Source organism: Streptomyces sp. NPDC014801, from assembly GCF_043082085.1.
GTDB lineage: Bacteria > Actinomycetota > Actinomycetes > Streptomycetales > Streptomycetaceae > Streptomyces.
Genome location: NZ_JBIBXG010000001.1, coordinates 182,563 through 204,147 on the forward strand (window position 1 = coordinate 182,563; position 21,585 = coordinate 204,147).

Consider the following 21,585-nt stretch of genomic DNA (forward strand, 5'->3'; position numbering starts at 1 on the left):
TCCGCGCGGTCAGCCCTTGACCGCGCCCTGCATGATGCCGCCGACGATCTGCTTGCCGAACAGCAGGAAGGCCAGCAGCAGCGGCAGCGTGCCCAGCAGCGCGCCCGCCATGATCACCGAGTCGTCGGGGATGTAACCGGTGCCCAGCTGGTTCAGGGCCACCTGCACGGTCGGGTTGTCGCCGTTCAGGGCGATGATCGGCCACAGGAAGTCGTTCCAGGCCATCACGAACGTCAGCAGCCCCAGCACGGCCATCGCCGGGCGGGCCGCCGGGAAGACGACGTGCCACACGACCCGGAGGCTGCTCGCGCCGTCCACCCGCGCCGCCTCGATCAGCTCGGTCGGCAGCGCCTGCACCAGGTACTGCCGCATGAAGAACGTACCGAAGGCGCTGACCAGGGTCGGCAGGATCACCGTCTGCAGATGGTTCGCCCAGTGCAGGTCGGTCATCCACAGATACAGCGGTACGACGGCCAGCTGCGGCGGGATCATCATCGTGCCGATGGTGAGCAGCAGCAGCGTGGTGGAGAAACGGAACCGCAGCTTGGCGAAGGCGAACCCGGCCAGCGTGGAGAACAGCACCGTGCCGGCCGTGATCGTCGCCGCGACGAAGGTCGTGTTCAGCATCGCGGTGCCCAGGCCGGCCTGGTCCCAGGCCGTCTGGAGGTTCTTGAACAGGTTCCCGCCGAACCACAGCGGCGGCGGGGTCTGCGCCAGGCGCGTGTTGGTGCGCGAGGCCGCGATCGCCGTCCACACCAGCGGGGCGAGCGAGACCAGCGCGAACACGACCAGCACGGCATAGGTGACCGGGCCGGCGTGCAGCTGCTTGCCCGCGCCCATCACCCGGCGGCGCGGGGACTTGCCGGACGCCGTCGTCCGGGGCAGGGTCAGGTCACTGGTGGTCATTGGGATTTCCTCAGCCGTCGGGAGACCAGCAGGTTGATCGCGGCGACGACCAGCAGGATCAGCAGCATCGACCAGGCGATCGCGGACGCCTTGCCGAGGTTGCCGATGATGAAGCCCTGGTCGTACATGTACAGGCCGAGGGTCTGGAACTGGTGCTCCGAGCCGCCCTTGGAGCCGCTCACGCCGCCGAACAGCAGCGGCTCACCGAAGAGCTGGGTCGCGCCGATGGTGGAGACGACGACGGTGAACAGGATCGTCGGCCGCAGCATCGGGATCGTGACGTTGCGGAACTGCTGCCAGCGGTTCGCGCCGTCGATCGCCGCCGACTCGTACAGGTCCGCCGGGATCGCCTGCATCGCCGCCAGGTAGATCAGCGCGTTGTAGCCCGTCCACCGCCAGATGACGATCGAGGACACCGCGAACTGCGAACCCCAGTCGGACTCGTGCCAGTCGACCGGGCCCACGCCCACCAGATCCAGGGCCCAGTTGACGATGCCGTTCTTCTCCGGCGAGAACAGCAGCGCGAACACCAGCGTCGCCGCCGCCACCGAGGTGGCGTACGGGGTCAGCATCACCACGCGCCACACGGTCGAGCCGCGCAGCCGGAAGTTCAGCAGATGCGCCAGCCACAGCGCGGCCGCCAGCTGCGGCACGGTGGAGATCAGCCCGATGGTGAAGGTGTTCTCCAGCGCGTTGTAGAAGAACTCCGACGACAGCAGGGACTTGTAGTTCTCCAGGCCCGCCCAGCTCTGCCCGTCCAGGTTGGACAGCTGGACGTGGTGCAGCGAGTACCAGGCGGTGTACAGCAGCGGCACCAGCGAGAAGGCGCCGAAGATCACGAAGAAGGGGGAGATGAAGGCGTACGGCGCGGCCTTCATGTCCCAGCGGTACAGCCGGCTGCGCCAGGAACCGTTCCCGGACGGCCGCGTACCGCGACCCTGAGCGCCCCGGGCCGCGCCCGGCTGGGAGCCGGGCGCGGCCTCGGCGCTCGACGCGGGGTGCGCGAGAGCCTGCTTGGAGCTGGTCACTGGCCGAGCACGTCCTTGACTTCCTTGGTGGCCGCGTCCCAGCCCTGCTCGGGCGTCTTGCCCTTCTGCTCCACCTGGACGATGCCGATGTCGCAGATCGCGGTGTCGATCGGCTTGTCCTTCGGGCCGAGCGGCTGCGCGGGGATGGTCTTGGCCGCGTCGGAGAAGATCTGCGTCAGCGGCGCGTTCGAGAAGTACGCGAGGGTGTCGGGCTGCGGCTTCAGGCCCGCGTACGCCGCCGGGGCGGACGGGAAGCTCGCCTGCTTGGCGAAGACCTTCGCCTGCTGCTCGGGCGCGGTCAGCCACTTCGCCAGCTCGATGGCCTCCTTCTGGTGCTTGCTCGCCTTCGGCACGCCGATGAAGGAGCCGCCCCAGTTGGCCGCGGTCGGGGCCGCCGCCACGTCCCACTTGCCGCTGCCGGCCGGGCCGGACTTCTCCTGGATGTACCCGATCATCCAGGCCGGGCAGGCGACGGTGGCGAAGGTGCCGTTGGCGAACGCCTGGTCCCACGGCTTGTCGAACTGCTTCAGCTTGGCCGACATGTCGCTGGTCGCCACGCCCATGGCGGCGTTCCAGGCCTTCTTCACGCCGGTGGACTTGTCGTAGACGACGTTGCCGTCCTTGTCGTAGTTGCGCTCGGTCTCGCCGCCGAGGACCGCGTTGTACACGGAGGAGGCGGAGTCGACGAACTTGGTGCCGCTCGGCGCCTTCTTCATGTACTGCTTGCCGAGGTCGACGTACTTGTTCCAGTCGCCCTTCCACAGCGCGGCGAGCTTGGTGCGGTCCGTCTCGATGCCGGCCTTGGCGAAGAGGTCCTTGCGGTAGCAGACCGCCATCGGTCCGATGTCGGTGCCGAGCCCGATCAGCTTGCCGTCCTTGGTGGTGGCCTGGGCGTTCTTCCAGTCCAGCCACTGCGACTTGTCGACCTCCTTGCCGAGGTCGACGAACTTGTCGGCCTGGGTCTGGACGGCCTCGGTGACGTTGCCGATCTCGATGGCCTGGACGTCGTCGGTGCCGGAGCCGGCCTGCAGGCGGGTGAGCACCTTCGGCCAGTAGACGTCGGTCTTGGTGGTGACGTTCTCCTTGACGACGATGTCGGGGTGCAGCTTCATGTACTCGTCGTACAGACCGGCCTGCTTGTAGCCGAAGACCCCGAAGGTGCCGACGGACAGCGTGATCTTGCCCTTGGAGTTCCCCCCTCCGCCTGAGCCGTTGCCGTTGTCGGCACTCGACGAGTCGTCGTCGCTGGCGCAGCCTGCCAGCAGTCCCGTGGCCAGTACGGCGACGGCCGTCAAAGCCGTCAGCCGGTGGGACCGGCGGGTACTCGTGCGCATTGCGTCCTCCTGTTGCCTGACGTGCCGACCCCCCGGCCAACTGCATCGTGTTGGGCCCGTTCGTGCTCGCTGCGGCTCGGGCGGGGAACGTGCGGGACATGTATGTGTCAGGTACCGTGGGAGCGCTCCCACAGGTGATGTGTTGAAGAGTCGTGGCTTCGTGCGGGGGTGTCAAGGGAGCGGACGCCGAGAAATGCGTTCAGTTATCGGGCTGTTAACTGGAACCAGGAGTTCCGTTGATGATGTCACGGGCCGGTCACCTCCGGTGGCCGGGCTGTTAGATTCCAGGCCAGCGGGATGACGACGGCGGGAGGCGGAGCCCATGGCAGGCCACGGAGCGCGGGGACGGAGCGGGGGCCGGCCCACCCTCGAGGAGGTCGCCGCGCGCGCCGGTGTCGGCCGGGGAACGGTGTCCCGGGTGATCAACGGCTCGCCCCGGGTCAGCGACGCCACCCGCGCGGCCGTCGAGGCCGCCGTCGCCGAACTCGGCTACGTCCCCAACACCGCCGCCCGCGCCCTGGCCGCCAACCGCACCGACGCGATCGCCCTGGTCGTGCCCGAGCCGGAGACCCGCTTCTTCGCCGAGCCGTACTTCTCGGACATACTGCGCGGTGTCGGCGCCGAGCTGACCGACACCGAGATGCAGCTGCTGCTGATCTTCGCAGGCAACGACCGGGAGCGGCAGCGGCTCGCCCAGTACCTGGCCGCGCACCGCGTCGACGGTGTGCTGCTGGTCTCCGTGCACGCCGACGACCCGCTGCCCGACCTGCTGGGCCAGCTGGAGATCCCGGCGGTCATCAGCGGCCCGCGCTCGGCGGCCGAGAGCCTGCCCTCGGTGGACTCCGACAACTACGGCGGGGCCCGCCAGGCCGTCGAGCACCTCCTCGACCGCGGCCGCTCCCGCATCGCCCACATCACCGGACGGCTCGACGTCTACGGCGCGCAGCGGCGCGTCGACGGCTACCGGGACGCTCTGCGCGACGCCGGGCGCGAGGTCGAGGAACGGCTCATCGAGTCCGGCGACTTCACCGAGGAGGGCGGACGGCGCGCCATGACGCGGCTGCTCGAACGCTGCCCGGAGGTGGACGCGGTGTTCGCCGGTTCCGACGTGACGGCCGCGGGCGCCCGGCAGGTGCTGCGGGAGGCGGGGCGCCGCATCCCGGAGGACGTGGCCCTGGTCGGCTACGACGACTCCGCGATCGCCCGGCACATGGAGCCGCCGCTGACGAGCGTGCGCCAGCCGATCCAGGAGATGGGCCGGCGGATGATCGATCTGCTGCTGACGGAGATCGCGGATCGCCGTCCGGCGGTGTCCCGGGGCCTGGAGCGGCGCCGGGTCGTCCTGGCGACGGAACTGGTGGTGCGGGCCTCGTCGTGAGGGCGCGCGGGCCGCGCCGGCCGCCCGGGGCCGCCGTACAGGTGGCGCGGGCGCCGTCGTGAGCGGGCGCGCTCCTGCGGTGGCCGGGTCCCGTTGGAGAGCGGGCGCTCCTGCGGTGGCCGGGTCCCGTTTCCCCGCCGTGGGCTACAGGGCCAGGCGCCAGCGGCGTTCGCCGTCGTGTTCCTCGTCGGTGGGGGAGAGGCCGGCCGCGCGGGCCACGGCCGCGGAGGCGTGGTGGTCGGGGTGCACATGGGCGACGACCGTGCGGATCGGGGCCGGCGGGCCGGTCAGCCAGGCCACCAGGGCGCGGGCGGCCTCGCCGGCGTACCCGTGGCCCTGCCAGGGCGTGCCGATCACCCAGGCGATCTCGGCCTCGGCGGCCGCCGGGGTCACCGTGGCCTGCACCGTACCGACGAGCCGGTCCTCCTGCCGCAGCCGCAGCACCCAGTTGCACCACACGACGGCCGGGTCGGGGGAGCCGGCGGCGAGGCGGGTGTAGCGGGCGTGCAGGGCCGCCGGGTCGAGCGGTGCGCCACCGATGAAGGTGTGCAGCGCGGGGTCGGCCAGCACCTCGGCCATCTCCGTGGCGTGCTCGGGCCGCAGCGGGAGGAGGTCCAGGCGGGCGGTGGCGAGGGGTTCGGCGTGCGACGGCAACGACGGCTCCTGGAGCGGAGGTGAAACGCAGTCAGCCGGTGACCTTGCGCGAAGGTCACCGGCTGACTGCACAGGGTGAGTGACGGGACTCGAACCCGCGACATCCTGGACCACAACCAGGTGCTCTACCAGCTGAGCTACACCCACCATGACCGGCGGCTCGGGATTCTTTCGTTTCCCCGACCGGCCGAGAAAAAGTGTACAGGGTCCGAAGGGGTGCTCGCGCACGGCTTTCGCGGCGCCCCCTCGGGAGGCCCCGTCAGCCCTGCTGAGCAGGCAGGACGTGCTTGGCGGCGATCGCCTTGGCGGTGTCGGAGTCGGGGCCGGGCTGCGGCACGAAGATCGCCTCGCGGTAGTAGCGCAGCTCGGCGATGGACTCGCGGATGTCGGCGAGGGCGCGGTGGTTGCCGTTCTTCTCCGGGCTGTTGAAGTAGGCCCTCGGGTACCAGCGGCGGGCCAGCTCCTTGATGGAGGAGACGTCGACGATGCGGTAGTGGAGGTAGTCCTCCAGGGTGGGCATGTCGCGCAGCAGGAAGCCGCGGTCGGTGCCGACGGAGTTGCCGCACAGCGGGGCCTTGCCGGGTTCCTTCACGTGCTCCCGGACGTAGGCGAGGACCTGCTCCTCGGCGTCCTGCAGCGTCGTGCCGTTCGGGAGCTCGTCGAGCAGCCCGGACGCGGTGTGCATCTGACGCACCACCTCCGGCATCGTCTCCAGCGCCCGCTCCGGCGGACGGATGACGATGTCCACGCCGTCACCGAGCACGTTGAGCTCGGAGTCGGTGACGAGGGCGGCCACCTCGATGAGCGCGTCGTCGGACAGCGAGAGGCCGGTCATCTCGCAGTCGATCCACACCATGCGATCGTTCATGTGTCTCACCTTACGGGGACGCGGGCGCGTGGGTCCCCGACGGTGCGGCGGCTCCACGGTTCCTGCGTCGTTGCCGGGTGCGGGTGGGTGGTGGGCTGGTCGCGCAGTTCCCCGCGCCCCTGGGGGTTGCAGTCACCGCCGGCTTGCAATGCCGAGGGGTCCGTGGGGCGGCCTCTCCCCACGGACCCCTCGGTCTACGCGAACCCCGGGTTCAGGAGCCGCTGCGTTGGCCCGGCAGGGACAGCGCTCCGACCGGGGTGCGCCGCGCCTGCAACGGCACCGCCGGATCCGGATGCGCCGGCACCGGCGTGGGCGCCCCGGGGTGTCCGCCCCCGGCAGCGCCGGTCCCGGCGGTCTGCACCGCCGGCTGCGGCGCCTCGCCCTCGCCCGGCTTGTCGCCCTGCGGACGCCGGGCCCGGTACGCGGCCCGGTACGCCGCCGGGGACGACCCCAGCTGCCGCCGGAAGTGCCCGCGCAGCGCCACCGGCGAGCGGAAGCCGCAGCGGCCCGCGACCTCGTCCACCGAGTAGTCCGACGTCTCCAGCAGCCGCTGCGCCTGCAGCACCCGCTGGGTGATCAGCCACTGCAGCGGCGCGCTCCCGGTCAGCGACCGGAACCGGCGGTCGAAGGTCCGGCGGCTCATGTACGCGCGTGCCGCCAGCGTCTCCACGTCGAACTGCTCGTGGAGGTGTTCCAGCGCCCAGGCGACGACCTCGGCGAGCGGGTCGGCGCCGATCTCCTCCGGTAAAGACCGGTCGAGGTAGCGCTCCTGACCGCCGCTGCGGCGCGGCGGGACCACCAGGCGCCGGGCGAGCGCGCCGGCCGCCTCGTTGCCGTGGTCCGTGCGCACGATGTGGAGGCAGAGGTCGATCCCGGCCGCCGTACCGGCGGAGGTCAGCACGTCGCCGTCGTCGACGAACAGCTCCCGCGGGTCGACGTGCACCGACGGATAGCGCTTGGCCAGCGTCGGCGCGTACATCCAGTGGGTGGTCGCCGGGCGTCCGTCCAGCAGGCCGGCCGCGGCGAGCACGAAGGCGCCGGTGCACAGCCCGACGATGCGGGCACCCTCCTCGTGCGCCCGGCGCAGTGCGTCGAGCGCTTCCTCCGGTGGCGGCGAGGTGATCGAGCGCCAGGCCGGCACGACGACCGTGCCGGCGCGGGAGATCGCCTCCAGGCCATGCGGTGCGGTGAGTTCCAGGCCTCCTGTGGTCCGCAGGGGGCCTTCCTCGCCCGCGCACACCAGCAGTCGGTAGCGCGGAACGCCGGCGTCCTGGCGGTCAACCCCGAACACCGACAGCGGAATGGAACTCTCGAAGATGGGGCCGCCGCTGAACAGCAGCACCGCGACGATCTCCTTGCGGCGGCGCCCGGACAGTTTCCGGGCCGCGGTTTCCGGCGCGGCAGTGGAGTCGTGGCTCATCCTGCTAAGCCCCCCTCGGTGGTCGCGGCTCCTCGGTTGTGTCGCTCCTGCACGTTTCCCCTCGGTCCTGCACGAGTCCCCCGCCGTAAGACAGTCAAGATCGAATCTACTGCGTCCCGCCAAGCCGCGGTGACCGGTTCGCCACCCCGTGGATTGTCGACATGACAACTTGGCGTAAAGCATTCGATCACGAAGCGTTGCACTCGGGGAGGGCGCAGGGAAGTGCGCCTCGTGGCGGTGGCCAATCCACGTAGGGTGCGCGGGTGCCCGGAGACCCTTTCCTTGCAGGTCGAACGGGGGGTGGGGGGTGTCCGGAGGGGTGCGGGGGCGGGATCCAGAAGTTGGCTGAAAAGAGACGGGTGCGTGCGCGGAAACCGGTCAGCCGACCGGTGTGTTTCCCCCCGTGTGCGCCGGGGGCACGGAACGGCGTCCACCGCGGTGCGTCCCGGCCCCCGTGCGCTGGTGCCGCCCCCGGTGCGGCGGCGTCCGGGAAGCCTCCGGGCGGGCCCCCGCCTCCGGTCCGCCGGCGGCCCCGGGCCGGGCCGCGCACCGCTCCGAGCGGCGCAGCAGCGCGCGGCAGACGGCGGTGACGGCGGCGAGCCCCAGCGCGGTGCCGGTGGCGCCGCCCAGCGACGTGCCGTACCAGAGAAGCACCACGGGCACGAGGACGCAGCTGAAGGCCGCCCAGCGGACGACGTCGGTCACGGAGTCCTCGGTACGGCTTGCGGGCACGGTGCCTCCTGGAGTCGATCACCGGGTTCAACGCCTGTTCGACGCGTCGGTCACCGCCCGGCGGCGGATGGTCACCGAGTGGCGGCAGCGGGACGATCGTCCGGCCGGCGTCAGTTGAATCCCGTGCGAACCGCCTGTACGGGGCAGCAACCATTGCGTTACGGGCGTCCGCTCGTGCATGCTCCGGGGAACCCCGCTGCGCTGCCGCGGGATCTGGGCTAAGGAGGCGTGCCGCCGTACCCTTGGGGGTATGGGGTTGGGAAGATGTTTCCCGGACACAGCTCCGCCGCACACTGTCGTCCCCCATAAAGGATCACTACGCCGAGACAGCCATGGCCGGTCACGAATTCTTCGAACCCGCGGACCGCAAGCGGCCGGTCGCCGACCCGTCGGCGACGGAGCCCCAGGCGGCGGAAGAGGCGCGCCATCCCTGCGATCCCGCCTTCAAGCACGGTGTGGTCGTCGGCTTCGACGGCTCGACGTCCAGTGAGCGCGCGCTGGCGTACGCGATCGGCATGGCGCAGCGGTCCCGCTCGGGGCTGATCATCGTCCATGTCGCCAACCGGCTGCCGACGACGGTGTGGGCCGGCTGCGAGCCGCCCGTGTTCGTCGACGTCCCCGACCACCGCACCGAGGTGCTGGGGCTGGAGCTGGCCTGCGCGGACTACCTGGCCGAGGTGCCGTGGATCCTGGTCGAGCGCGGCGGGGACATCTGCCACGAACTGGAAGAGGTCGGGCAGGAGTACGAGGCCGACGCGATCGTCGTCGGCTCCACGCACGGCATCGTCGGCCGTATCTTCGGCTCCGTCGCCGGGCGCCTCGCCAAGCGGGCGAAGCGGCCCGTGATCGTCATTCCCTGAGCCTTCGTCCCTTCGGTCGCGCTGGTCACTGCGCGTCCATCTCCCTGTGCGCTGTGTGAAGTTACTCACGCGTTCCAGGTGTTTGTGCGGTTGTGAAGGGCATATACCGGTCACCGCACCACCGCACACCGCACGAAGGGAGCCCGCCGTGGACAACGTCGTCTCTGCGGGAAGCACCACCACGGTCGCCGGCCGACTCGCCCTGGGCGTCACCCTGTTGGCGTTCGGCCTCGGCACGACCGGTGTCATCGACGGCGTGGCGACGTCCGACGCCATGTCAGTCGCCCACTACGTGGGCGGAGTTGCCCTCTTCCTCGTCGGACTGCTCGCCCTGCGCGACGGCGCGGCCGGCGTGGCCTACGTCGCTCTGGGCGCCCTGTGGTTCACCTGGGCCGTCGCGGAGCACGGCTCCGCCAACGCCGCCGGGCTGTTCCTGCTGCTGTTCGCCCTGGTCGCCCTCACGTTGACCCTCGCGGGCGGCGACAGCCTCGGGCAGGCGATGTACGGGCTGCTCTTCCTCGCGATGCTGGTGCTGGCCGTGGCGGCCTTCGCCGACAGCTCCGTGCTCACCAAGGCCGGCGGCTGGGTGGCGGTCGCCTCCGGCGCGGTCGCGTGGTACGCGGCGACGGCGGCGCTCGCGCACTGGCCGACGGTGCTTCCGCGGCGGGCGGCGGGCCGGGGGGTGACGGCCACCGGGTAGCTGCCGCCGGCTGGGGAGTGGGCGGCTCCCCGGCGAACGTGAGCGGGCCCCTGGGTGACTTTGGCGTCACCGGGGGGCCCGTTCCGTTGTGTGGCCTCTGCGGGTGCGTCGTGGTTACTCCACCGTCACCGACTTGGCCAGGTTGCGGGGCTTGTCGATGTCTCGGCCGAGGGCCTTGGCCGTGTGGTAGGCGAGGAGCTGGAGGGGGATGCCCATCAGGATCGGGTCGAGTTCGTCCTCGTTCTTCGGGACGACGATCGTGTGGTCGGCCTTCTCCTGGTGCTGGTGGGCGACCGCGAGGATGCGGCCGCTGCGGGCCTTGATCTCCTCCATCGCGGCGCGGTTCTTCTCCAGCAGGTCGTCGTCCGGGACGATCGCGACCGTCGGCATGGCCGGCTCGATGAGGGCCAGCGGGCCGTGCTTCAGCTCGGAGGCGGGGTAGGCCTCGGCGTGGATGTAGGAGACCTCCTTGAGCTTCAGGGAGGCCTCGCGGGCCACCGGGTAGCCCCGGACGCGGCCGATGAAGAGCATCGAGCGGGCCTCGGCGAACTCCTCGGCCAGCTTCTTGATCTCGTCCTCGTCCGCGAGCATCTCGGCGATCTGCGCGGGCAGCTTGCGCAGGCCCTCGATGATCCGCTTGCCGTCGCGCACGGAGAGGTCGCGGGTGCGGCCGAGGTGCAGCGCGAGCAGCGCGAAGGCGACCGTGGTGTTGGTGAAGCACTTGGTGGAGACCACGCAGACCTCGGGGCCGGCGTGCACGTAGATGCCGCCGTCGGCCTCGCGGGCGATCGCCGAGCCGACGACGTTCACGACGCCGAGGACGCGGGCGCCCTTGCGCTTGAGCTCCTGGACGGCGGCGAGGACGTCGTAGGTCTCACCGGACTGGGAGACGGCGATGTAGAGGGTGTCGGGGTCGACGACCGCGTTGCGGTAGCGGAACTCCGAGGCCGGCTCGGCGTCGGCGGGGATGCGGGCCAGCTCCTCGATCATCTGGGCGCCGATCATGCCCGCGTGGTACGAGGTGCCGCAGCCGAGGATCTTCACGCGCCGGATGCGGCGGGCCTCGCGGGCGTCGAGGTTGAGGCCGCCGAGGTGCACGGTGGAGAACCGGTCGTCGATGCGGCCGCGCAGCACGCGGTCCACGGCGTCGGCCTGCTCGTGGATCTCCTTGTGCATGTAGGTGTCGTGGCCGCCCATGTCGTAGGAGGCGGCCTCCCACTCCACGGTGGTGGGCTCGGCGGTGGTGCGGGTGCCCTCGGTGGTGTAGGTGCGGAAGTCGTCGGCCTTGAGGGTGGCCATCTCGCCGTCGTCGAGGGTGACGATCTGGCGGGTGTGCGCGACCAGGGCGGCGATGTCGGAGGCGACGAACATCTCCTTCTCGCCGATGCCGAGGACGACCGGCGAGCCGTTGCGGGCGACGACGATGCGGTCGTTGAAGTCGGCGTGCATCACGGCGATGCCGTAGGTGCCCTCGACCAGGCGCAGCGCGTCGCGGACCTTGTCCTCCAGCTTGCCGGCCTGGGAGCGGGCGATGAGGTGGACGAGGACCTCGGTGTCGGTCTCGGAGAGGAACTCGACGCCGTCCGCCTCCAGCTTGCGGCGCAGGTCGGCGGCGTTGTCGATGATGCCGTTGTGGACGACGGCGACCTTGCCCTCGGCGTCCATGTGCGGGTGGGCGTTGACGTCGGAGGGGGCGCCGTGGGTGGCCCAGCGGGTGTGGGCGATGCCGGTGGTGCCCTTGAAGCGCGCCGGGACCTTGGCCTCCAGGTCGCGCACCCGGCCCTTGGCCTTGACCATCTTCAGGCCGGAGGTCTTCGGCGAGGTGACGACGATGCCCGCGGAGTCGTAGCCGCGGTACTCCAGGCGCTGCAGGCCCTCCAGCAGGAGGGGAGCGACGTCACGCTTCCCGATGTATCCGACGATGCCGCACATAGATAGATTTCCTCAGCCGTAGACGATGCGGCGCAACTGCCGGAGCGAGAGCTCCGGCGGCGCCACTGCGCGATACTTCAGGTCCGCCGCGATCCGTTCGAAGATCGTCGTGTTCACCAGGCCCTGGGCCTGGAGCTCACGGTGGCGGCGACGGACGTACTCCTCGGTCGTCTCGTCGAAAAACGCGAGCACGTCCTGGATCACCCGCAGCGCCTCGCCCCGGTTCAGGGGCGTCGTCCGCGTCAGATGATCTACGAGTTCGTCGTGCACCCGATGATCCTGGGGTACCGGCCGGGGTTTCGCAAGAATCCTGCCCGATTTCGGGCAAGTGCCTGTTGAAACTCTCATGAGCGGCTGTTCGGCGGCTGTCCATCCGACGTCCCGATTCCCGTTGCCTGGGCCGACGAGTTTCAGACGCCATGGACATTCCTCGCATGGGCGTACCGGACCAGCTCGCGGACCGCATGAGCATGGCCGAGCAGCACGAGTACCTGCGGTCGAGATTCTCCCGCCGCACCCTGATGCGCGGCGGCGCGGTCACCCTGGGCGCCGTGGTCGGTGGCGCGTTCGTGACCGGTGCCTCCGCACAGGCCGCCGTGCCCACCCAGCGCACCGCCCCCGCCACCGAGACCGTCGACGGCGCCCTGGTCGCCCCCTTCGGCCGCCACCTCGCCTACGGCAACGACCCGCGCACCGAGATGACCATCTCCTGGCAGGTCCCGGTCGCCGTGAAGAAGCCGTTCGTGCGGATCGGCGCGCACCCCTGGGACCTCTCCCGCAAGATCGAGGCCGAGGTGCGCACCCTGTACACCCCGGCCGGCGTCGGCGCGAGCGGCGACCACACCCAGTACTACCTGCACGCCCAGCTCGCCCACCTGCGCCCCGGCCGCACCTACTACTACGGCGTCGGCCACGAGGGCTTCGACCCGGCCGAGTCCCATCTGCTGGGCACCCTGGGCACCTTCACCACCGCGCCCGCGCACAAGGCGCCCTTCACCTTCACTGCCTTCGGCGACCAGGGCGTCAGCTACCACGCACTGGCCAACGACGCCCTGATCCTCGGCCAGAACCCGGCGTTCCACCTGCACGCCGGCGACATCGCCTACGGCGACCCGTCCGGCGCGGGCAAGACCACCGACACCGGCTTCGACGCGCGTACCTGGGACCAGTTCCTGTACCAGACCGAGTCGGTCGCCAAGCAGGTCCCGTGGATGGTGTCGTACGGCAACCACGACATGGAGGCCTGGTACTCGCCCAACGGCTACGGCGGCGAGGAGGCCCGCTTCACCCTGCCCGACAACGGGCCGGACAAGAAGAACCTGCCGGGCGTCTACTCCTTCGTCTACGGCAACACCGCGATCATCTCGCTCGACCCCAACGACGTCTCCTACGAGATCCCGGCCAACCTCGGCATCTCCGGCGGCACCCAGACCACGTGGTTCGAGGGCCAGCTGAAGAAGTTCCGGGCGGCGAGGGACATCGACTTCGTCATCGTCTTCTTCCACCACTGCGCCTACTGCACCTCCACCGCGCACGCCTCGGAGGGGGGCGTGCGCCAGGAGTGGGTGCCGCTGTTCGAGAAGTACCAGGTCGACCTGGTCATCAACGGCCACAACCACCAGTACGAGCGCACCGACGTCATCAAGGGCGACAAGGTCGCCAAGAAGCTGCCGATCGGCGGCACGGCCTACCCCGAGACCGAGGGCGTGGTGTACGTGACCGCGGGCGCGGCCGGCCGCAGCCTGTACGCGTTCAGCGCGCCGGACTCCTACGAGGGCCACGAGCACGAGGTCGACTCCGTCGCCTCCTTCGTCAACCTCAAGGGCGGCAAGCAGAACGAGACCGTCGCCTGGTCCCGGGTGCGCTACCTGAACTACTCCTTCCTGCGCGTGGACGTCGAGCCCGCGCCGAAGGGCCGCTGGACCACCCTGAAGGTGCAGGGCATCGCCGAGACCGGCGACCGCATCGACCACTTCACGGTGGCCCGCCGCGCCAAGTAGCCCCGGCGCGGCGCCGGCAGGCGGTCGTCGGTCACATGCGCTTGAGGACCGCCTGCTTGGCCAGCGTGAACTCCTCGTCCGTCAGCACCCCCGTGCGGTGCAGTTCCCCGAGCTCCCGCAGCCGCCGCAGCAGCACGTCGGTGTCGTCCGCGGCGGCCGCGGACGGCCCGGCGGCCGGCGGCTCGGTCTCCGGCCGGTCCGCGGGCGCGGACGGGTGCGGCAGCCGCGCCTGCACCGCCGCCGCGACCAGCGCCATCAGCGGGTCCTTCTTGAACCCCCACAGCTCCACCGCGTGCGGGTCGTACTTCGGCGGGGCCTCGGTCGGCGCGTTCTTCACCGTGAACCGCAGGCAGCCGTTCTCCAGCCCCACCGCCGGCAGCCACTCCACGGCCGCTATCTCCTCGACGGCCAGGGTGCGCGGACCGGCGGCCGCCTTCGCGTCCTCCGTCTTCCAGTTCCACTCCAGGCGGACCCGCTCCCCGTCGAAGCTCGCCGAGCCGTCCCCCGCCGCCACCGACAGCGGCACCGGCGGCCCCGGCAGCAGGTACTTCTCGACCGGCCCGGAGGGCACCTCGTCCAGCAGCAGGGCGCTGCGCACCTCCTCGGTGAAGTACTCGGCCACGCCGTACCGGTCGGGCTCGACCACCAGCTGGTAGGGGTCGTGCGGTTCGGTGAGCCGGCCGCCCGTCGCCTGCAGCAGCGGGTCGGCGCCGTCCCGCAGTCGCAGCCTGAGCCGCCCCGACTTCCTGCCCTGCTCGAACGACACCCCCGCCAACGCGTCCAGCGGCACGACGAGTTCGCCCAGGGTTCTGCGCAGCAGGCCGACGGACTTGTCGCGCCCCGGCGTCAGCCGCAGGGCGTCGCCGTCGAACGCCCACGTGCCGTCCTTCTGGATGATTTCCGCCATGCGGGGATTGTTTCACCGGATCTGCGGGACAGTGGTCTCAACCACTTCCGAAGGGAGCGCATGTGAGACGGCACCACAGCACGACTCCCCGGCACCGGACCCGGGCCACCCGCACGGCCCGGGTCCTCGGCGCCCTGCTGCTGACGGCGGCGGGCGCCCTCACCGTCGGCGCGACCGCCCCGAAGGCCACCCCGCAGACCCCCGCGGCCCGGGCCACCCCCCTCGGCCAGGTCGTCCCGGCCCCCGCGTCGGTCAGCCCCGGCGGGCAGCCGTACCGCATCACGGCCGGCACCGTCCTGCGCGTCGACGACGACCCGGCGGCCGAGCGGGTCGCCGCCTACCTGGCCGGTGTCCTGCGGCCCTCCACCGGCTATCCGCTGCCCGTCGTGCACGAGGGCGGCAACGCCATCCGGCTGCATCTGACGCCCGGTCAGTACGGCGCGGAGGGCTACCGGCTGCAGAGCGGACCGCGCGGCGTCACCCTCACCGCGGGCACGGCGGCCGGTCTCTTCCACGGCGTGCAGACCCTCCGTCAGCTGCTGCCCGCCGCCGTCGAGAAGGACACCCGCCAGCCGGGCCCCTGGCTGATCGCGGGCGGCACCCTCACCGACACCCCGCGCTACGCCTACCGCGGCGCCATGCTCGACGTCTCCCGCCACTTCTTCACCGTCGACCAGGTCAAGCGGTACATCGACGAACTCGCCCTCTACAAGATCAACACCCTGCATCTGCACCTCAGCGACGACCAGGGCTGGCGCATCGCCGTCGACTCCTGGCCCCGCCTGGCGACCTACGGCGGCTCCACCCAGGTCGGCGGCGGCCCCGGCGGCTTCTACACCAAGGACGACTACCGGGAGATCGTCCGTCACGCCGCCTCCCGCTTCCTCCAGGTCGTCCCCGAGATCGACATGCCCGGCCACACCAACGCGGCCCTCGCCTCGTACCCGGAACTGAACTGCGACGGCACCGCGCCCCCGCTGTACACCGGCACCAGCGTCGGCTTCAGCTCGCTGTGCGTGCCGAAGGAGGTCACCTACACCTTCGTCGAGGACGTCGTCCGCGAACTGGCCGCGCTCACCCCGGGCCGCTATCTGCACATCGGCGGCGACGAGGCGCACTCCACCAGCCACGAGGACTACGTGGCGTTCATGAACCGCGTCCAGCCGATCGTCGCCAAGTACGGCAAGACGGTCATCGGCTGGCACCAGCTCACCGGAGCCACTCCCGCCCCCGGCGCTCTCGCCCAGTACTGGGGCCTGGACTCCACCAGTGCCGCCGAGAAGGCGCAGGTGGCGCAGGCCGCGCAGCACGGCACCGGGCTGATCCTGTCGCCCGCCGACCGGCTGTACCTCGACATGAAGTACGACAGCAAGACCAAGCTCGGCCTGTCCTGGGCCGGTTACGTCGAGGTGCGCAGGTCCTACGACTGGGACCCCGGCGCCTATCTGCCCGGCGCCCCCGCCTCGGCCGTCAGGGGCGTCGAGGCGCCGATGTGGACGGAGACCCTCACCAAGTCCGCCGACATCGAGTACATGGCCTTCCCGCGCGTGGCCGGCGTCGCCGAACTGGGCTGGTCGCCGCAGGCCACCCACGACTGGGACGCCTACCGGACCCGCCTGGCCGCCCAGGGCCCCCGCTGGGACGCCCTCGGCATCACCTACCACAAGTCGCCCCAGGTGCCCTGGCCGGCGTCCTGAGCACAGCCCGACGGGCGCCCCGGTGGACCGTACACCGGGGCGCCCGCCCGTCTTCGGCCGCTCAGAACCCGGCGATCGGGTTCCGCAGCGTACCCACCAGCTGCAGCGCCCCGGAGGGGTCCGCCAGGTCGACCATCTGCCGGTTGTCGCGCAGCTGGAGCCGGTTGAGGCAGGACAGCGCGAACTCGGGGGCGAACAGGTCGTACCGCCGGAAGCGGTCGGCGAGCGCCGGGTTCGCCTCCTGGTACTCCCGGCTGACCTCTGCGACGGTGCGCCAGAAGGCGTCCTCCGTGAGCACCCCCTCCTCGGCGAGCAGCGCAGCGAGGAAGCGGAAGAAGCAGTCGAAGACGTCCGTGAAGATCGACAGCAGCTTCTGGTCCTCCGGTACCTCCACCCGGATGCGCGCTACCTCCGGCGGCAGCACCGCGTCCGGGTCCATCACCGCGATCTCCTCGGCGATGTCCTTGTAGATCGCCCGCCGCACCACGCCGTCGCGCAGCACCAGGATCGTGTTCTCCCCGTGCGGCATGAACACCAGGTCGTAGGCGTAGAAGCAGTGCAGCAGCGGCGTGTAGTACGCCCGCAGGTAGTGCCGCAGCCACTCGGTGGGCGCGAGGCCCGACCGCTCGATCAGTGCGCCCGCGAAGGAGCGGCCCTCGTCGTCGACGTGCAGCAGGGCGGCCATCGTCGAAAGCTGCTCGCCGTCCTCCAAAGACGCGACCGGGCTCTCCCGCCACAGCGCGGCCAGCATCTTGCGGTACGGCGAGTAGCGGTCCGTCGCCCGCTCGTACTCCAGGTGCCGGTAGCCGACGGCCGCCCGCTCCCGGATGATCGACAGCCCCGTCTCCTTCAGCACCGGGTCGTCGGCGATCAGCCGCGCCAGCCAGTCGTTGATGGCCGGGGTCGCCTCCATGTAGGCCGCCGACAGGCCCCGCATGAAGCCCATGTTCAGCACGGACAGCGCCGTCTTGACGTAGTGCTTCTCCGGACGGGAGGCGTTGAAGAAGGTCCGGATGGACTGCTGCGCCAGGTACTCGTCGTCGCCCTCGCCCAGGCACACCAGGTGTCCCCGGGCCACCTCGGCGGCGAAGGTCACGGTCAGCTTGTTCCACCACTGCCAGGGATGGACCGGGATGAGCAGGTAGTCGGCCGGGTCCAGGCCCTGGTCGGTCAGCCGCTTCTCGAACCGCGCGACCGTCGCCTCACCCAGCTCCTGCCGGACGAAGGACTCGTACTCGATGCCGGCACCGGCCGTGAACGCGGCCCGCGAGCGGTGCGCGGCCAGCCACACCAGCCGGACGGGGGACGCGGTCTCGGGGGCGTACGACAGGTACTCGTGGATGCCGAAGCCCAGCCGCCCGTTGTTGGCGACGAAGCAGGGGTGGCCCTCGGTCATGCCGGTCTCGATGGCCTGGAAGTCGCCGCGGGCCAGCTCGGCGGCCGTGACCCGGGGTTTGGTGAGCTTGTAGCAGGTGCCGGAGAGGGTGGAGGAGATCTCCTCCAGATAGACCGGCAGGATCTCGTCGCTCAGCCCGAGCGAGCCCTTCAGCTCGATGAGGAAGTCCAGCGCATCGAGCGGCAGTTCGGCCCCGTCGCGGTGCCGGGACAGGGAGTCGGCGTCGACCTGCCAGTGGTCGAGGGCCCGGCGGACGGCGGTGAACCGGTACCGGGTGAGGCCGTCGTCGCTGCGGACGGCATACCCGTCCGCCCCGTCGGGCTCGGGCGTGATCAGCCGCTCGTGCGCGAACTCGGCGAGCGCCTTGCGGATCAGCTGACGGTTGGCGCGGTCCCACAGCTCGGGCGTCAGGTGGGCCACGGCGTCGGCGAGGGTCATGGGGTCACCGCCTTCTCGAACTGCTCACGGGTGCAGAAGCTGAGCAGGGCCTTCTTCTCCGGCTTGCGGATCTCGCGCTCGGGCACGAACCCGACGGCCGCGTTCAGCGCGTGGACGGCGGTGTTGCGCACGTCCGGCTCGACGACGACCCGCTCGACGGCCGGGTCCTCGAAGAGATGGGCCATGACGGCGGTGATGACGGCCCGCGTGAACCCGTGCACGGGCGTGTCCGTCGGCGGGGTCAGGAAGTGCATGCCGATGTCCCCGGGCCGCGCGTCGTACAGCCCGGCCAGCTCGCGGTGGGCGGGGTCGTACTTCTCCATGAGGAAGACCGGCACCCCGTCCCGCAGCCCGAGCAGCGCGTCGTGGTGGGGATCGGCGGCGATCTCCATGTAGGCCCGCTCGACGTCCTCCAGCCGCGCGTCCTGCATCATCCAGAACGCGGCCTTGGGATGCGTGACCCAGGAGTGCACCAGCTCGGCGTCCTTGAGGGGGTCGAGGGGGCGGAAGGCGAAGGTGCTTGCCTCTGCGGTGCTCATACGGCGAACTCCTGGAACGCGATGGTCTTCTCGACCGGGTAGTACTCGGTGCCGAGCAGCTCCCGGATGATGCAGCTGTTGCGGTACGCGCCCATGCCCAGGTCGGGGCTGGTGATGCTGTGGGTGTGGACGCCGGCGTTCTGCAGGAAGACGCCCCGGCCGGTGACGTCGATGGCGTAGTTGCGGGCGACGTCGAAGTTGCCGTGGGAGTCGCGGACCAGCCGGTCGCGGACGGGCTTCAGGAACTCCGGCTCGACGTAGCGGTACCCGGTGGCCAGGATCAGGCCGTCGGAGGCGATCTCGAAGTCCTTGCCCTGTTCCTGCTGGCGGAAGGTGAGCGTGTACGTCCCGTTCTCGTAGGTCGCGTGCTCCAGCGAGGAGTTGGTGAGCAGCCGCGTCGGCACCGGGCCGGCCAGGCTCTTCTGGTACAGCAGGTCGAAGATCGCGTCGATCAGGTCGCCGTCGATGCCCTTGAACAGGCCCTTCTGCTCGGCGGTGAGCCGGTAGCGGGTCGCCTCGGGCAGGGCGTGGTAGTAGTCGATGTACTCCGGGGAGGTCATCTCCAGGGTGAGCTTGGTGTACTCCAGCGGGAAGAAGCGCGGGGAGCGGGTGACCCAGTTCAGCCGGTAGCCGTGGGTGTCGATCCCGCCGAGCAGGTCGTGATAGATCTCGGCGGCGGACTGGCCGGAGCCGACCAGGGTGATCGACTCCTTCTTCAGCAGCTCCGCTCTGTGCCGCGCATAGCGGGAGTTGTGCAGGAAGTCGCCGCCCAGGCCGCGGCAGGCCTCGGGCAGGTGCGGCGGGGTGCCGGTGCCGAGGACCAGGTGGCGGGCGCGGACGGTGTCCCCCGCGGCGGTGTGCACGGCGTACAGCTCGTCGCTCTCGTCGTACGTCACCTCGGTGACCGTCGTGCCGAAGCGGACGCTGCTGAGCTTGTTCGCCGCCCAGCGGCAGTAGGCGTCGTACTCGACGCGCAGCGGGTAGAAGTTCTCCCGGATGTAGAAGGAGTACAGCCGGCCCTGCTCCTTGAGGTAGTTCAGGAACGAGTACGGCGAGGTCGGGTCGGCCAGGGTGACCAGGTCCGACATGAACGGCGTCTGCAGGTGGGCGCCGTCGAGGAACATGCCGGCGTGCCACTCGAAGTCCGGCTTGGACTCCAGGAACAGCGCGTCGAGTTCGGCGATCGGTTCGGTGAGGCAGGCCAGGCCGAGGTTGAAGGGCCCGAGCCCGATCCCCACCACGTCGTAGGTGCGGGAGCGGGATTCAGCAAGCGCGGTCAAGGGACTCTCCCAGGTACTGCTCGGCGTGGCCGGCGATCAGGTCGAGCACGGCGGCGATGTCGCCGGCCGTGGTCTCGGGGTTGAGCAGGGTGAACTTCAGGTAGTGGCGGTCGGCGACCTTGGTGCCGGCGACGACGGCGTCCCCGGAGGCGAACAGGGCTTTGCGGGCGTACAGGTTGGCGCGGTCGATGCCGGCCGGGTCGGTGACGGCGGCCGGGACGTAGCGGAAGACGAGGGTGGACAGGGCGGGCTCGACGACCACGTCGAAGCGCGGGTCGGCGGCGAGCAGCCGGAAGCCCTCCCGGGCCAGGTCGCAGACCTCGTCGAAGAGCCGGCCGACACCGTCGGCGCCCATCACGCGCAGGGTCAGCCACAGCTTCAGCGCGTCGAAGCGGCGGGTGGTCTGCAGGGACTTGTCGACCTGGTTGGGGATGCGCTCGGCGGCCGTGCGGCGCGGGTTGAGGTAGTCGGCGTGGTAGGTGGCGTGCCGCAGGGTGGAGCCGTCGCGCACCAGCACGGCGGAGGAACTCACCGGCTGGAAGAAGGACTTGTGGTAGTCGACGGTGACCGAGTCGGCGCGCTCGATGCCGGTCAGCAGTCCGCGCCGGGTGGGGGAGACCAGCAGTCCGCAGCCGTAGGCGGCGTCGACGTGCATCCAGGTGCCGTACTGCGCGGCGAGCTCGGCGATCTCGGGCAGCGGGTCGATGGAGCCGAAGTCGGTGGTGCCGGCGGTGGCGACGACGGCCATGGGCACGAGGCCGTCCGCGCGGCAGCGCTGCAGTGCGCGGGCGAGGGCGACGGTCCGCATGCGCTTGTCGTGGTCGACGGGGATCGTGACGACCGCTTCGGGGCCGAGGCCGAGGAGTTTGGCGGACTTCGTGACGCTGAAGTGGCCGGCCTCCGAGGTGAAGATGCGCAGCCGGGCCAGGTCGTCCGTCTTGGCCTCCTCGCGGGCGAGCAGCAGCGCCTGGAGGTTGGACTGGCTGCCGCCGGAGGTGAACACGCCGTCGGCGGCCGGGCCGAGGCCGACGCGTGCGGCGGTCCAGTCGACGATGCGGCGCTCGATGAGGGTGCCGCCGGCGGACTGGTCCCAGGTGTCGAGGGAGGAGTTGACGGCGGACAGGACGGCCTCGCCGAGCACGGCCGGGATGACGACGGGGCAGTTGAGGTGGGCGAGGTAGCGGGGGTGGTGGAAGTAGACGGCGTCGCGGAGGTAGACGTCCTCCAGCTCGTCCAGGGCGGCCGTGGTGTCGTGCAGTGGCGCGTCCAGGTCGATGCCCTCGATGCGGGGGGCGAGGTCGTCGACGGTGACGCCGGTGAACGGACGGTCGGTGGTGGCGAGTTTGGCGGCCACCCGCTCGACTCCTTCGGTCACGGAGCGGCGGTAGTGCTCCGCGGTGAGGTCATTGAGCAGGTGCGAGCGCATGTGGGGGTCCTCCGGTGGGGACAGTCCGTGCGGGGAGTGAATTTAGGTTAGCCTAACCTAAGTTGATCGATCGCAGACATGGCTGTGCCG

The 21,585-nt window shown here is 70.8% G+C and carries 19 protein-coding genes and 1 tRNA gene; 5 read left to right on the forward strand and 15 right to left on the reverse strand.

Annotation, left to right across the window (positions count from 1 at the left end; genetic code table 11):
* Positions 1-9 precede the first annotated feature (9 nt).
* From ACF1AL_RS00840 to ACF1AL_RS00850, 3 genes are read right to left on the reverse strand one after another with little or no spacing between them, the layout of a single operon-like run.
* Complete coding sequence (locus tag ACF1AL_RS00840) at positions 10-906, reverse strand: carbohydrate ABC transporter permease (protein WP_366834352.1); 897 nt, start codon at positions 904-906, stop codon at positions 10-12.
* Positions 903-1,934: a sugar ABC transporter permease gene (locus tag ACF1AL_RS00845; RefSeq protein ID WP_366834353.1), complete on the reverse strand. Its 1,032-nt coding sequence runs from the start codon at positions 1,932-1,934 to the stop codon at positions 903-905. Before ACF1AL_RS00845 ends, ACF1AL_RS00840 begins: the two co-directional genes overlap by 4 nt.
* Positions 1,931-3,268, reverse strand: a complete 1,338-nt coding sequence (locus ACF1AL_RS00850; protein WP_366834354.1) for an extracellular solute-binding protein — start codon at positions 3,266-3,268, stop codon at positions 1,931-1,933. The genes ACF1AL_RS00845 and ACF1AL_RS00850 overlap by 4 nt, the downstream gene beginning before the upstream one ends.
* Positions 3,269-3,590: 322 nt before the next feature.
* On the opposite strand from ACF1AL_RS00850, the gene ACF1AL_RS00855 reads away from it, so the two are divergent.
* Positions 3,591-4,646, forward strand: coding sequence for a LacI family DNA-binding transcriptional regulator (locus tag ACF1AL_RS00855; RefSeq protein ID WP_366834355.1), 1,056 nt, complete (start codon positions 3,591-3,593; stop codon positions 4,644-4,646).
* 144 nt (positions 4,647-4,790) lie between these two features.
* Here the strand turns inward: ACF1AL_RS00855 and ACF1AL_RS00860 are convergent, their stop codons facing one another.
* From ACF1AL_RS00860 to ACF1AL_RS00880, 5 genes are all read right to left on the reverse strand, one after another.
* A complete protein-coding gene (locus ACF1AL_RS00860; RefSeq protein WP_391694491.1) occupies positions 4,791-5,300 on the reverse strand; it encodes a GNAT family N-acetyltransferase in 510 nt (169 codons plus the stop codon).
* Positions 5,301-5,374: 74 nt separating this feature from the next.
* Positions 5,375-5,447 (reverse strand) — tRNA-His (locus tag ACF1AL_RS00865).
* 112 nt (positions 5,448-5,559) lie between these two features.
* Positions 5,560-6,168 carry an oligoribonuclease gene (gene orn / locus ACF1AL_RS00870; RefSeq protein WP_366834357.1) on the reverse strand — a complete coding sequence of 203 codons (609 nt, stop codon included), beginning with the start codon at positions 6,166-6,168 and terminating at the stop codon, positions 5,560-5,562.
* Between the two features lie 211 nt (positions 6,169-6,379).
* Positions 6,380-7,588: a helix-turn-helix domain-containing protein gene (locus tag ACF1AL_RS00875; protein ID WP_391659883.1), complete on the reverse strand. Its 1,209-nt coding sequence runs from the start codon at positions 7,586-7,588 to the stop codon at positions 6,380-6,382.
* A 378-nt stretch (positions 7,589-7,966) separates the two neighbouring features.
* Complete coding sequence (locus ACF1AL_RS00880; protein ID WP_391694494.1) at positions 7,967-8,320, reverse strand: hypothetical protein; 354 nt, start codon at positions 8,318-8,320, stop codon at positions 7,967-7,969.
* Between the two features lie 332 nt (positions 8,321-8,652).
* Between ACF1AL_RS00880 and ACF1AL_RS00885 the strand changes: the two genes are divergently transcribed.
* Both ACF1AL_RS00885 and ACF1AL_RS00890 read left to right on the forward strand, forming a co-directional pair.
* Entirely contained in the window at positions 8,653-9,180 is a 528-nt protein-coding gene (locus ACF1AL_RS00885; RefSeq protein WP_366834360.1) for a universal stress protein, read from the forward strand.
* Positions 9,181-9,328: 148 nt separating this feature from the next.
* A complete protein-coding gene (locus ACF1AL_RS00890; RefSeq protein ID WP_384203701.1) occupies positions 9,329-9,880 on the forward strand; it encodes a hypothetical protein in 552 nt (183 codons plus the stop codon).
* 114 nt (positions 9,881-9,994) lie between these two features.
* Here ACF1AL_RS00890 and glmS read toward each other — a convergent pair whose 3' ends face one another.
* Positions 9,995-11,812 (reverse strand): glutamine--fructose-6-phosphate transaminase (isomerizing), encoded by a 1,818-nt coding sequence (glmS, locus tag ACF1AL_RS00895; protein WP_366834362.1) that lies wholly within the window; start codon positions 11,810-11,812, stop codon positions 9,995-9,997.
* A gap of 12 nt (positions 11,813-11,824) precedes the next feature.
* On the reverse strand, positions 11,825-12,082 hold the full coding sequence (locus ACF1AL_RS00900) for a hypothetical protein (protein WP_366834363.1): 258 nt from the start codon (positions 12,080-12,082) through the stop codon (positions 11,825-11,827).
* A 164-nt stretch (positions 12,083-12,246) separates the two neighbouring features.
* Between ACF1AL_RS00900 and ACF1AL_RS00905 the strand changes: the two genes are divergently transcribed.
* Positions 12,247-13,812 carry a fibronectin type III domain-containing protein gene (locus tag ACF1AL_RS00905; RefSeq protein ID WP_391825246.1) on the forward strand — a complete coding sequence of 522 codons (1,566 nt, stop codon included), beginning with the start codon at positions 12,247-12,249 and terminating at the stop codon, positions 13,810-13,812.
* Positions 13,813-13,843: 31 nt separating this feature from the next.
* On the opposite strand, the gene ACF1AL_RS00910 is transcribed toward ACF1AL_RS00905, so the two are convergent.
* On the reverse strand, positions 13,844-14,719 hold the full coding sequence (locus ACF1AL_RS00910; RefSeq protein WP_391825247.1) for a DUF4429 domain-containing protein: 876 nt from the start codon (positions 14,717-14,719) through the stop codon (positions 13,844-13,846).
* Positions 14,720-14,781: 62 nt separating this feature from the next.
* Here ACF1AL_RS00910 and ACF1AL_RS00915 point away from each other — a divergent pair, with 62 nt between their 5' ends.
* Complete coding sequence (locus ACF1AL_RS00915; protein WP_391825248.1) at positions 14,782-16,416, forward strand: beta-N-acetylhexosaminidase; 1,635 nt, start codon at positions 14,782-14,784, stop codon at positions 16,414-16,416.
* Between the two features lie 61 nt (positions 16,417-16,477).
* Here ACF1AL_RS00915 and ACF1AL_RS00920 read toward each other — a convergent pair whose 3' ends face one another.
* From ACF1AL_RS00920 to desA, 4 genes are read right to left on the reverse strand one after another with little or no spacing between them, the layout of a single operon-like run.
* Positions 16,478-18,250 (reverse strand): IucA/IucC family protein, encoded by a 1,773-nt coding sequence (locus ACF1AL_RS00920; protein WP_391825249.1) that lies wholly within the window; start codon positions 18,248-18,250, stop codon positions 16,478-16,480.
* Complete coding sequence (locus ACF1AL_RS00925; RefSeq protein WP_391694512.1) at positions 18,247-18,789, reverse strand: GNAT family N-acetyltransferase; 543 nt, start codon at positions 18,787-18,789, stop codon at positions 18,247-18,249. Before ACF1AL_RS00925 ends, ACF1AL_RS00920 begins: the two co-directional genes overlap by 4 nt.
* Positions 18,786-20,069 carry a lysine N(6)-hydroxylase/L-ornithine N(5)-oxygenase family protein gene (locus ACF1AL_RS00930; protein WP_391825250.1) on the reverse strand — a complete coding sequence of 428 codons (1,284 nt, stop codon included), beginning with the start codon at positions 20,067-20,069 and terminating at the stop codon, positions 18,786-18,788. The genes ACF1AL_RS00925 and ACF1AL_RS00930 overlap by 4 nt, the downstream gene beginning before the upstream one ends.
* Positions 20,053-21,495, reverse strand: coding sequence for a lysine decarboxylase DesA (gene desA, locus ACF1AL_RS00935; protein ID WP_391825251.1), 1,443 nt, complete (start codon positions 21,493-21,495; stop codon positions 20,053-20,055). The genes ACF1AL_RS00930 and desA overlap by 17 nt, the downstream gene beginning before the upstream one ends.
* Between the last annotated feature and the right edge of the window lie 90 nt (positions 21,496-21,585).

Coding starts and splice junctions, on each gene's coding strand:
- ACF1AL_RS00840 (WP_366834352.1), bottom strand. CDS start 906: ATGACCACCAGTGACCTGACCCTGCCCCGGACGACGGCGTCCGGCAAG.
- ACF1AL_RS00850 (WP_366834354.1), bottom strand. CDS start 3,268: ATGCGCACGAGTACCCGCCGGTCCCACCGGCTGACGGCTTTGACGGCC.
- ACF1AL_RS00855 (WP_366834355.1), top strand. CDS start 3,591: ATGGCAGGCCACGGAGCGCGGGGACGGAGCGGGGGCCGGCCCACCCTC.
- orn (WP_366834357.1), bottom strand. CDS start 6,168: ATGAACGATCGCATGGTGTGGATCGACTGCGAGATGACCGGCCTCTCG.
- ACF1AL_RS00875 (WP_391659883.1), bottom strand. CDS start 7,588: ATGAGCCACGACTCCACTGCCGCGCCGGAAACCGCGGCCCGGAAACTG.
- ACF1AL_RS00885 (WP_366834360.1), top strand. CDS start 8,653: ATGGCCGGTCACGAATTCTTCGAACCCGCGGACCGCAAGCGGCCGGTC.
- glmS (WP_366834362.1), bottom strand. CDS start 11,812: ATGTGCGGCATCGTCGGATACATCGGGAAGCGTGACGTCGCTCCCCTC.
- ACF1AL_RS00905 (WP_391825246.1), top strand. CDS start 12,247: ATGGGCGTACCGGACCAGCTCGCGGACCGCATGAGCATGGCCGAGCAG.
- ACF1AL_RS00910 (WP_391825247.1), bottom strand. CDS start 14,719: ATGGCGGAAATCATCCAGAAGGACGGCACGTGGGCGTTCGACGGCGAC.
- ACF1AL_RS00920 (WP_391825249.1), bottom strand. CDS start 18,250: ATGACCCTCGCCGACGCCGTGGCCCACCTGACGCCCGAGCTGTGGGAC.
- ACF1AL_RS00925 (WP_391694512.1), bottom strand. CDS start 18,789: ATGAGCACCGCAGAGGCAAGCACCTTCGCCTTCCGCCCCCTCGACCCC.
- desA (WP_391825251.1), bottom strand. CDS start 21,495: ATGCGCTCGCACCTGCTCAATGACCTCACCGCGGAGCACTACCGCCGC.